At 74.4% G+C, this 9,525-nt stretch carries 7 protein-coding genes and 1 pseudogene; 2 read left to right on the top strand and 6 right to left on the bottom strand.

What is annotated here, in order from left to right; genetic code table 11:
• Positions 1–266, top strand: a pseudogene (locus tag EBM89_RS21240) (hypothetical protein); the annotation flags it as partial.
• Positions 267–270: 4 nt separating this feature from the next.
• Here the strand turns inward: EBM89_RS21240 and EBM89_RS21825 are convergent.
• From EBM89_RS21825 to EBM89_RS10790, 5 genes are read right to left on the bottom strand one after another with little or no spacing between them, the layout of a single operon-like run.
• Positions 271–552 carry a DUF6457 domain-containing protein gene (locus EBM89_RS21825; RefSeq protein WP_199732067.1) on the bottom strand — a complete coding sequence of 94 codons (282 nt, stop codon included), beginning with the start codon at positions 550–552 and terminating at the stop codon, positions 271–273.
• On the bottom strand, positions 552–1,247 hold the full coding sequence (gene narI, locus EBM89_RS10805; protein WP_122149443.1) for a respiratory nitrate reductase subunit gamma: 696 nt from the start codon (positions 1,245–1,247) through the stop codon (positions 552–554). Before narI ends, EBM89_RS21825 begins: the two co-directional genes overlap by 1 nt.
• Before the next feature lie 2 nt (positions 1,248–1,249).
• The gene (narJ, locus tag EBM89_RS10800; protein ID WP_122149442.1) at positions 1,250–2,071 is read right to left on the bottom strand and encodes a nitrate reductase molybdenum cofactor assembly chaperone; all 822 of its coding nucleotides are present in this window, start codon (positions 2,069–2,071) and stop codon (positions 1,250–1,252) included.
• Positions 2,068–3,594 carry a nitrate reductase subunit beta gene (narH, locus tag EBM89_RS10795; protein WP_122149441.1) on the bottom strand — a complete coding sequence of 509 codons (1,527 nt, stop codon included), beginning with the start codon at positions 3,592–3,594 and terminating at the stop codon, positions 2,068–2,070. The genes narJ and narH overlap by 4 nt, the downstream gene beginning before the upstream one ends.
• Positions 3,594–7,316 carry a nitrate reductase subunit alpha gene (locus EBM89_RS10790; protein WP_122149440.1) on the bottom strand — a complete coding sequence of 1,241 codons (3,723 nt, stop codon included), beginning with the start codon at positions 7,314–7,316 and terminating at the stop codon, positions 3,594–3,596. Before EBM89_RS10790 ends, narH begins: the two co-directional genes overlap by 1 nt.
• 35 nt (positions 7,317–7,351) lie before the next feature.
• Between EBM89_RS10790 and EBM89_RS10785 the strand changes: the two genes are divergently transcribed.
• A complete protein-coding gene (locus EBM89_RS10785; protein WP_158609641.1) occupies positions 7,352–8,107 on the top strand; it encodes a helix-turn-helix transcriptional regulator in 756 nt (251 codons plus the stop codon).
• Here EBM89_RS10785 and EBM89_RS10780 read toward each other — a convergent pair.
• A complete protein-coding gene (locus EBM89_RS10780) occupies positions 8,074–9,408 on the bottom strand; it encodes an MFS transporter (RefSeq protein WP_122149438.1) in 1,335 nt (444 codons plus the stop codon). The two genes, EBM89_RS10785 and EBM89_RS10780, sit on opposite strands and share 34 nt — an antisense overlap.
• Positions 9,409–9,525: the final 117 nt, after the last annotated feature.

Here is a 9,525-nt window from a genome sequence, read left to right as displayed (position 1 = left end):
TGCCGCGGCTGCTCGCCGCCCTGGCGGCCGACCCGGACGCGGACGCCGCCCTCGCCCGCACCCCGGACGGGCGGCTCCAGCCCTTGCTCGGCGCCTACCGGCGCAGCGCGGTCGGCGCCCGGCTCGCCGCGGTGCGCCCGGGCGACCGGGTCCGGTCCGTCACCGACGGGCTGACGGTCGTCCCGGTCCCGGTGTCGGCACACGAGGGCCTGGACGTCGACGACCCGGCGGACCTGGACCAGGCCCGGGCCCACGCGGCGTCGTGACGCCTCACCCGTCGCGCTCCCAGCCCGCCGCCGCCGACCGCGCGAGCGCGACCCGCTCCAGCACCGCCGCCACCAGGACGTCCGCGTCGCTGCTCGCGGCCGAGCCGACCGCGGACCCGGCCGACAGGCCGACGAGGAACGCCGTGAGGGGCGCCGACGGCCGGTCGACCCCGTGCGCGACCTCGCGCACCAGGTCCAGGACCGGGTCGGCCACGGCGGCCAGCACCTGGGGTGGCAGGTCCAGCTCGGCGACCGCCGCCGCGCACCACCGCTCCCGCTCGCTCATCACGCCACCCCGCTGCGCGCGGGGCGCCGGCGGTAGACGACGAACGGTCGGCGCAGGTACCCGATCGGCACCGACCACACGTGCACCAGGCGCGTGAAGGGCCACACCGCCAGCAGGAGGCAGGCCAGCACGGCGTGCCACTGGTAGACCGCGGGGGCCGACGCCATCAGCGCGGCGTCCGGCTGCAGCACGAACAGGCCGCGGAACCACACCGCGATCGTGCCCCGGTACTCGTACCCGGCACCGAGGACGTTGACGCCGACCGTCTGCCACATCCCGATGACGACCTCCGCCGTCAGCAGGGCGTACAGCACCCGGTCCATCCGCGTCGTCACCAGCCGGACCCGGTGCGAGAACACGAACCGGCGCAGCAGCAGGATCGCCAGGCCCGCGCACAGCACCGTCCCGGCGACCGCACCGCCCGCCACCGCGACCACGTGGTAGGCGTGGTCGGAGATGCCGACGGCCCGGGTCCAGGACTGCGGCACCAGCAGGCCGGCGGCGTGGCCGAGGACGACCAGCAGCGCACCGACGTGGAACAGGGGCGAGCCCCAGGCCAGCCAGCGCCTCTCGAAGACCTGGCTGGTCCGGGTCGTCCAGCCGAGCTGGTCGGTCCGGTAGCGCCAGACGTGCCCGACGAGGAAGACGGTCAGGCAGACGTAGGGCAGGACGACGTACAGCAGGGTGTCGCGCACGGTCAGGGTCCTTCCGGTCGGGCGGCGGGGGTCGCGCTCGGGGCTCCGGGTGCGGCGGGCAGCCCCAGGGCCACCGGCGCGACCCGCTGCCGGTCGGGGTGGCCGAGGGCGTGCGAGGTGCTGCCGCACGTGGTCGGGGGGTACGGCGTGCCCGACGGGGTGGCGCTCCCGTACCCGGGCAGCGGCGCCCCCAGCCCGACGTCGTCCCGGGGCGGTCCCGCCCGGATGATCGCCCGCGCCCGCTCGTGCACCCGCTCGCCGGCGGGTCCGAGCACCGCCGCCACCGCGTCGAGGACGTGGCGGTAGGGCGACTCGCGGCGCGCGAGCTCGGCCCGCAGCACCTCGAAGCCCGCGCGGTGGGTGCGCAGCGCGGCCTCGCCCGCACCGGGTCCCGCCTGCGCGGCGAACTCGAGCACGATCGGCAGGTGGTCCGGCAGCTCGTCCTCCGGCGGGACGAAGCCACCGGCCCGGTAGGTCTGCTTCAGCCCGAGCAGGGCGGCTCCCCGCCGCCGGGTGTCGCCGTGCAGGTAGTAGGTCAGGTAGGGCGAGGTCGACCGGCGCAGGTCGAACGTCTCCACGTGGTGCCGCCGCAGGCGGGCCTCGGACCAGCCGGCGGTCGCGTCGAGGAACCCGCGCAGGTGCCCCGCCGCGGCGGACTCCGGCAGGGCCGCCACCGCGGTGCCCAGGTCGTCCCGGACCGCGAGGTGCTCGTCGTCCGGGTAGGCCAGCAGGAGGGCGGCGAGCGCGAGCACGTCGGCCCGGGCGGGGACGGCCACGAGGTCCCGGCGCCGCGAGCGCCGCACCGGTCGCAGCAGGCCCGTCATCGGGGTCGCCGTCGTCGCAGGGTGAGCGGCACGACGCCGCCGCGGCTGGCGGTCGGGGACATGCCCGGGCCGCCGGGCCCGTCCAGCGAGCAGCCCGACGCCCACGACGCCAGCTCCGCCGCGCGCTCGGTGTGCGCGGCGGGGACGACGTGGCGGTCCGCCGCCTTGGCGACGGCCAGCAGCCGGTACATCGCCTCGACGTCCTCGGCCGACATCCCCACCCGCTCGAGCAGCGCGGGGTCCGCCGAGCCGTCCACCGAGCGCCGTCGCATGTGCGCGCGCATCGCGGCCAGCCGCAGCAGCACCCCGGCGACCCGGTCGGTGTCGCCGGCGGTGAACAGGCCCGCCAGGTACTCCATCGGGATCCGCAGCCCGGTGATGGTGTGGAACACGTCGTCGGCGTCCGCGTCGTCGCCGCCGCGCGCGCCGGTGGCGTCGAGCACCGGCGACAGCGGGGGGACGTACCAGACCATCGGCAGCGTGCGGTACTCGGGGTGCAGGGGCAGCGCGACCTGGTACCGGGCGATCAGGTCCCACACCGGCGACCGCCGGGCGGCGTCGATCCAGTCCTCCGCGATCCCGGACCGCCGGGCCGCCGCGACGACCTCGGGGTCCGACGGGTCCAGCAGCAGCGAGCGCTGCGCGTCCAGCAGGTCCGCCGGGGCCGGCACGGCCGCCGCCTCGGCGACCCGGTCGGCGTCGTAGAGCAGCAGGCCGAGGTACCGCAGCCGCCCGACGCAGGTCTCGGCGCACACCGTGGGCAGCCCCGCCTCGATCCGGGGGAAGCAGAACGTGCACTTCTCGGCCTTGCCCGTGCGGTGGTTGAGGTACACCTTCTTGTAGGGGCAGGCGGACACGCACATCCGCCACCCCCGGCACGCGTCCTGGTCGACCAGGACGATCCCGTCCTCGACCCGCTTGTACATCGCCGACGACGGGCAGGCCGAGACGCACGCGGGGTTGAGGCAGTGCTCGCAGATCCGCGGCAGGTGGAACATGAAGGTGTCCTCGAACGACAGCCGCACCTGCTCGGTCATCGCGGCGAGCACCGGGTCCGCGGCGGCGTGCACCGGCGACCCGGCCAGGTCGTCGTCCCAGTTCGGCCCGGCGGTCACCGCCATGGGCTCGCCCGTGAGCGCCGAGCGCGGGCGGGCGACCGGGATGCGGGACTCGTCCGCGGGTGCCGTGACCAGCGTGTCGAAGTCGTAGGTCGCGGGCTCGTAGTAGTCGTCGAGCGTCGGCAGGTCCGGGTTGGCGAACAGGTGGGCGAGCCGCCGGAGCCGTCCTCCGGACCGCAGCCGCAGCCGCCCCCGGCCGTCCAGCTCCCACCCCCCGCGCCACCGCTCCTGGTCCTCGTGGCCCCGCGGGTAGCCGAGACCCGGCCGGGTCTCGACGTTGTTGAACCACGCGTACTCGACCCCGTCGCGGTTCGTCCACGTCTGCTTGCAGGTGACCGAGCAGGTGTGGCACCCGAGGCACTTGTCGAGGTTCATCACCATGGCGACCTGGGCCATCACGCGCATCAGTACTGCACCTCCTGGGAGCGGCGGCGCACCACGGTGAGCTCGTCCCGCTGGTTGCCGGTCGGGCCGTAGTAGTTGAAGGCGTAGGTCAGCTGGGCGTACCCGCCGAGCAGGTGCGTCGGCTTCAGCAGGATCGCGGTCAGGGCGTTGTGCGTGCCGCCGCGGATGCCGGACGCCTCGGCGCGGGGCACGTCGATGTTCCGGTCCTTGGAGTGGTACATGTACGCCGTCCCGGTGGGCATCCGGTGGCTCACCACGGCCCGCGCGACGACGACGCCGTTGCGGTTCACGCCCTCGATCCAGTCGTTGTCGGCGATGCCGGCGGCCTCGGCGTCCGCCACGGACAGCCAGATCGTCGGGCCGCCCCGCGAGAGCGCGAGCATGTACGGGTTGTCCTGGAACTGGGAGTGGATCGACCACTTCGAGTGCGGGGTGAGGTACCGCACCGTCACCTGCGCCTCGTGCCGGCCGGCGGCGTCGGCGGGGTCGCCGAAGTGCCGGGCCATGTCGAGGGGCGGCCGGTAGACCGGCAGCTGCTCGCCCAGCTCGGCCAGCCAGTCGTGGTCCAGGTAGAAGTGCTGCCGCCCGGTGAGCGTGTGCCAGGGCTTGTCCCGCTCGACGTTGATGACGAACGGTGAGTAGCGACGGCCCCCGTGCTCCGAGCCCGACCACTCGTAGCTGGTGAAGACGGGCTGGGGACCGCGCAGCGTGTCCGCGAAGGTCACCCGCCGACCGGCGTTCTCCTCCGCGAGGTCGGCCAGGGGTCGACCGACCCGCTCCTGCAGCCGCTCGAACCCGGCGAGCGACACCGTCCCGTTGGTGGTGCCGGACAGCGCCAGGATGGCCTCGCACAGGTGCGCCGCGGTGTCGAGGCGCGGCCGCCCGGCGGCCACCCCCTCGGTGACGAGCCCGTTGGCGCGGCCCAGGTGCTCGACCGCCTCCTCGGGGATCACCGTGACGCCCTTCACCGTGGTCCCGAGCGTGCTGATCAGCGGCCCGACCGCCCGCATCTTCTGGCCGATCGCCGTGTAGTCCCGCTCGATGACGACCAGCCGGGGCATCGTCAGGCCGGGGACGGGCTCGCACTCCCCCGCGGCCCAGTCGCGGACGACACCGTGCGGCTGCGCGAGCTCGTCCGGGGTGTCGGTGGTCAGCGGTGCGGCGATCACGTCGGTCCGCGTCCCGAGGTGGTGCTCGGCGAGCTCGGCGACCTTGTCCGCCAGGAGCAGGAACGCCTCGTGGTCGGAGCGGGCCTGCCACGGCGGGGCGATGGCCGCGTTGAGGGCGTGCACGTAGGGGTGCATGTCCGTGGTGGAGATGTCCTGCTTCTCGTACCAGGTGGCGGCCGGCAGCACGATGTCCGCGAACAGCGAGGACGAGGTCATCCGGAAGTCGATGTTGGTGAGCAGGTCGAGCTTGCCCTCGGGTGCCTCGTCCCGCCAGACCACGTCGGACGGGCGGCGCTCGGGCGGCATCTCGGTGTGCCGGAGCGCGTGCGAGGCGCCGAGCAGGTGCTTGATGAAGTACTCGTTGCCCTTCGCGGAGTTGCCCACGAGGTTGGCTCGCCACGTGGTCAGCACCCGGGGGACGTTGGCCGGGGCGTCGGGATCCTGCACCGCGAACCGCAGGCGGCCGGAGGTGAGCTCGCCGACGACGTGGTCCGGCACCGACCGGCCGGCCGCGGCGGCCTCGTCGCACAGGTCGAGCGGGTTGCGGTCGAACCCCGGGTGCGAGGGCGTCCACCCCAGCCGGGACGCCTGGACCAGGCAGTCCATCGTGCTGCGCGGCATCGGCGACCCCGCGGTGCCGCGCCCGACCGGGCTGGCGAGCTCGTCGGTGCCGAAGCCCTCGTACCGCCACTGGTCGGTCGCGACGTACCAGAACGACGTGCTGGTCATGTGCCGGGTCGGCCGCTGCCAGTCGAGCGCGAACGACATGTGCTGCTGACCGGTGACCGGCCGGGCCTTCTCCTGCCCCACGTAGTGCGCCCACCCGCCCCCGTTGACGCCCTGGCAGCCGGTGAGCGTGAGCAGCGTGAGGAACGTGCGGTAGATGGTGTCGGAGTGGAACCAGTGGTTGGTGCCCGCGCCCATGAGGATCATCGACCGGCCCTCGGTCACCTCGGCGTTCCGCGTGAACTCGCGGGCGATGCGGACGCACTGCTCGACGGGCACGCCCGTGATCGCGGCCTGCCACCCGGGGGTGCTGGGGTCGTCGGCGTCGTCGTACCCCGTCGGCCACGTGCCGGGCAGGCCCGGGCGCGGCACCCCGTACCGCGCCATCAGCAGGTCGAGCACGGTGGTGACCAGCCGGCCACCGACCCGCACCGCGGGCACGCCGCGGGTGATCGACGCGCCGCCCTCGGTGTCGCCGGCGTCGAACCGCGGCAGCGCGACGGCCACGCCCTGCGCGGGGGCGCCGTCGTGCGTCGCGCCGTGCAGCGTGGTCACGGGCTCGACGTCCGCGAGGTCGAGGTTCCAGCGGCCCAGGCCCTCGGGGGCCCAGCGGTCGGCGAGCGTTCCGGGCGGGACCACCACCCGGTCGGTCCGGGCGTCGAGCAGCACCGGCCGGAACGCGGGGTGCTCGCCGAGGGCGCCCTCGACCTGCGGCACGTCCTCCGCGGTGACGAACTTGCCGGGCCGCAGCACGCCGGGCTCCGCCGTCTCCTCGAGCGCCACCAGGAAGGGCGCGTCCGTGAACCGGCGGACGTACTGCTCGAAGTACGGCACCTGGCGGTCGCGGAAGAACTCCGTGAGCAGGACGTGACCCATCGCCTGCGCGAGCGCCCCGTCGGTCCCGGGGGCGGGGGCGAGCCAGTCGTCGGCGAAGGTGACGTTCTCGGCGTAGTCGGGGCTGACCGCGACGACCTTGGCGCCCTTGTAACGGACCTCGGCGAGGAAGTGGGCGTCGGGGGTCCGCGTGACCGGGACGTTCGAGCCCCAGAGGATCAGGTACCCCGAGTTCCACCAGTCGGCGGACTCCGGGACGTCGGTCTGGTCGCCCCACACCTGAGGGCTGGCCGGCGGCAGGTCCGCGTACCAGTCGTAGAACGACAGCAGGGTGCCGCCGATCAGGGACAGGAACCGGGTGCCGGCGGCGAACGACGCCATCGACATCGCGGGGATCGGGGTGAAGCCCACGCACCGGTCGGGACCGTAGGTCTTGATCGTGTGGACGTGCGCGGCCGCCTGGATCTCCACGGCCAGGTCCCAGTCCGCGCGGACGAACCCCCCGGTGCCGCGGGCGCGCTTGTACAGCGTCGCCTTCAGGGGCGACTCGACGATCTCCGCCCAGGCCGCCACCGGGTCGCCGGTGCGGCACCGGGCGTCGAGGTACATCTCGAGCAGGACCCCGCGGACGTACGGGTACCGCACTCGTCCCGGTGAGTAGGTGTACCAGCTGAACGACGCACCGCGCGGGCAGCCGCGGGGCTCGTACTCCGGGGAGTCCGGGCCCGTCGTCGGGTAGTCGGTGCCCTGGTGCTCCCAGGTGATCAGGCCGTCCGTCACGTACACGTCCCACGCGCACGACCCCGTGCAGTTCACGCCGTGGGTGGAGCGGACCACCTTGTCGTGCGACCACCGGTCCCGGTAGGGGGCGTCGCCCTCGCTAGCGTCGGTGCGGATGACCGCGTGGTCGCCGGCCAGGACCTCCGCGCCCGGCAGACGACCACGCGCCTCGAGCAGCGTGCGCACGAGCGGGGACAGCGGGTCGGCGGTCATCGGTGCTCCTCGCGGACGGACGGGACGGTGGGACGGTGGTGGGGACGAGGGCGGTGCCCGACGCCGGGCCGGGCGCGCTCGCCGGCTTCGACGGCACGACGGGCCGGGGCGACCACGGCGGCCGGCGTACGCACGTCATCCAGCTGCTGCGCGACTCCCCCACGCCGCTGCCGGTCGCGGCCGTCGCCGAGCGGCTCGGCGTCGCCCTGAGCTCGGCGCGCGCCCACCTGGAGGCGCTCGCGGACGCCGGTCTGGCGGTCCGGACCCGGGACACCGGAGGCGCACCCGGTCGCCCCCGCGTCCTGTACCGCGGGGTGCTGCCCAACCAGGCGCACGAGCGGGCGCAGGGCTTCCGGCTGCTCGCGGAGTCGCTGGTGAGCACGCTGCTCGCGTCCGCGCCGGAGTCGGCGCTCCACCTCGACGCGGTCGGGAGGGGCTGGGGGCGGGCCGTCGCCGCCTGCGCCGGCCCGACGACGGGTGACGACCCGGTGGACCGGCTGGTGGCCAAGCTCGACGCGCTGTGGTTCGCCCCCGAGCGCCTGCCCGACGGCGACGACGGGACGGTCCGGCTGGTCCTGCACCACTGCCCGCTGCTGCACGTCTCCGCGCGGGACCCGCAGGCCGTGGCGGCGCTCGAGCGCGGCCTGGTGGACGGGGTGCTGGAGGCCGCGGGCTCCTCCCTGCGCGTCACCAGCGCGACGTCGGGACCGGTCGGGCGGCGCAGCACCGTGCACCTGGCGGCACCGGGACCCGCCGGTCAACTGCGGGCCTCCGCGCCGGGCCGGGCGTAGAAGTACCAGGCGAGGACGGCGCAGCCGAGCGCGTACGCGGCGACGCCGCCGAACACGACCGGGCGCGACAGGTAGTTGAACGCCATCGAGAACAGGAACGGGCCGAACGCCGCGATGGCCGCCGTCCACCCGATGACCCCGCCCGCCTGCCGGGCCGGGAAGATCGTCGGCATCTGCTTGAACGTCGAGGCGTTCCCGATCCCCGCGAAGAAGAAGATCAGCACCATGCCGGTCATGAAGACCGCGAAGCTCGGGTCACCGTCCGCCGTGAGCTGACCCCACAGGACGAGCACGGCGCTCGCCGACATCCCCACTCCCGACACCACGGTCCACACGCCGCCGCCGAACCGGTCGCACAGCGGCCCCCAGCAGATCCGGGCGAGCGACCCGACGAACGCGCCCAGGAACACCCACGTCAGCGTCCCCGCCCCGAACTGCGTGCGCAGCAGCATGCCGAACGTGCCGGCCAGGCCGGAGAACATCCCGAACGTCATGACGTAGAGCACCGTCATCACCCAGGTGTGCTTGTTGCCGAAGATGTCGAGCTGCTGGCGGATGTTGGACCGCACGGGCACCGACCGGAGCACGGTCCAGGCGAGCACCAGGCCCACGACGCCGAACGGCAGGAAGACCAGGCCGGGGTTCTGCAGCCAGAGGGTGGATCGCGTGCCGTCGTCCGCCACGGAGATCTGGCCGGCGAGGCCGAACATCGAGAACCCGATGGTCCACGGCACGACGAGCTGCACGACCGAGACGCCGAAGTTGCCGAGCCCGGCCTGCAGCGCGAGCGCGGTGCCCTGCTTCCGCTTGGGGAAGAAGTACGAGGTGGACGGCATGTAGCCGGAGAACACACCGCCGCCGAGCCCGGCGGCCAGCGCCAGCGCGACGAGCAGCCCGTACGACGGCTGGCTGGGCAGCGTCACCACCCAGGCCCACCCGGCGAACGGGATGAGCATGAGCGCGCTGGACAGCACGAGCATCCGCCGGGTGCCCATCAGCGGTGGGAGCAGCATCCAGACCAGGCGCAGCGCTCCGCCGGTGAGCCCGGGCATCGCGAGGAGCCAGTAGGACTGGCTCTCGCTGAGGTCCCACCCGGTGAGCGTGCCCAGCGAGGGCACGAGCGCGCCGGGCAGGTACCAGATGACGAACGCGAGGGTGAGGTTGAGCGTGGTGACCCAGAGCGTGGACCAGGCGGTGCGGGGGTCCCAGCGGTCAGGGTCCTCGGGGTTCCAGTCGTGCAGGACGCGTCGTCCGGCCGCGGGGGTGCGCTCGGCGAGGGGCGCGGGGGCGTTCGTGCTCATCGGTGCCTTCTCTCGGGGGGCGGAGAGGATCGGCCCACCGTAGGAAGCCCTTTCCGGCGCCCCGGGTGCCCGAGGTCCCAGGTCCGGCGCGTCGCCGCCCGCGTGTCCCGGGCCCCG

It is taken from the genome of Cellulomonas triticagri (assembly GCF_003696205.1).
Taxonomy (GTDB): domain Bacteria; phylum Actinomycetota; class Actinomycetes; order Actinomycetales; family Cellulomonadaceae; genus Cellulomonas; species Cellulomonas triticagri.
Note: the sequence above shows the minus strand (reverse complement) of the source record. Positions and strands in the feature narration are given on the sequence as shown.

Coding starts and splice junctions, on each gene's coding strand:
- EBM89_RS21825 (WP_199732067.1), bottom strand. CDS start 552: ATGAGCGAGCGGGAGCGGTGGTGCGCGGCGGCGGTCGCCGAGCTGGAC.
- narJ (WP_122149442.1), bottom strand. CDS start 2,071: ATGACGGGCCTGCTGCGACCGGTGCGGCGCTCGCGGCGCCGGGACCTC.
- narH (WP_122149441.1), bottom strand. CDS start 3,594: ATGCGCGTGATGGCCCAGGTCGCCATGGTGATGAACCTCGACAAGTGC.
- EBM89_RS10790 (WP_122149440.1), bottom strand. CDS start 7,316: ATGACCGCCGACCCGCTGTCCCCGCTCGTGCGCACGCTGCTCGAGGCG.
- EBM89_RS10780 (WP_122149438.1), bottom strand. CDS start 9,408: ATGAGCACGAACGCCCCCGCGCCCCTCGCCGAGCGCACCCCCGCGGCC.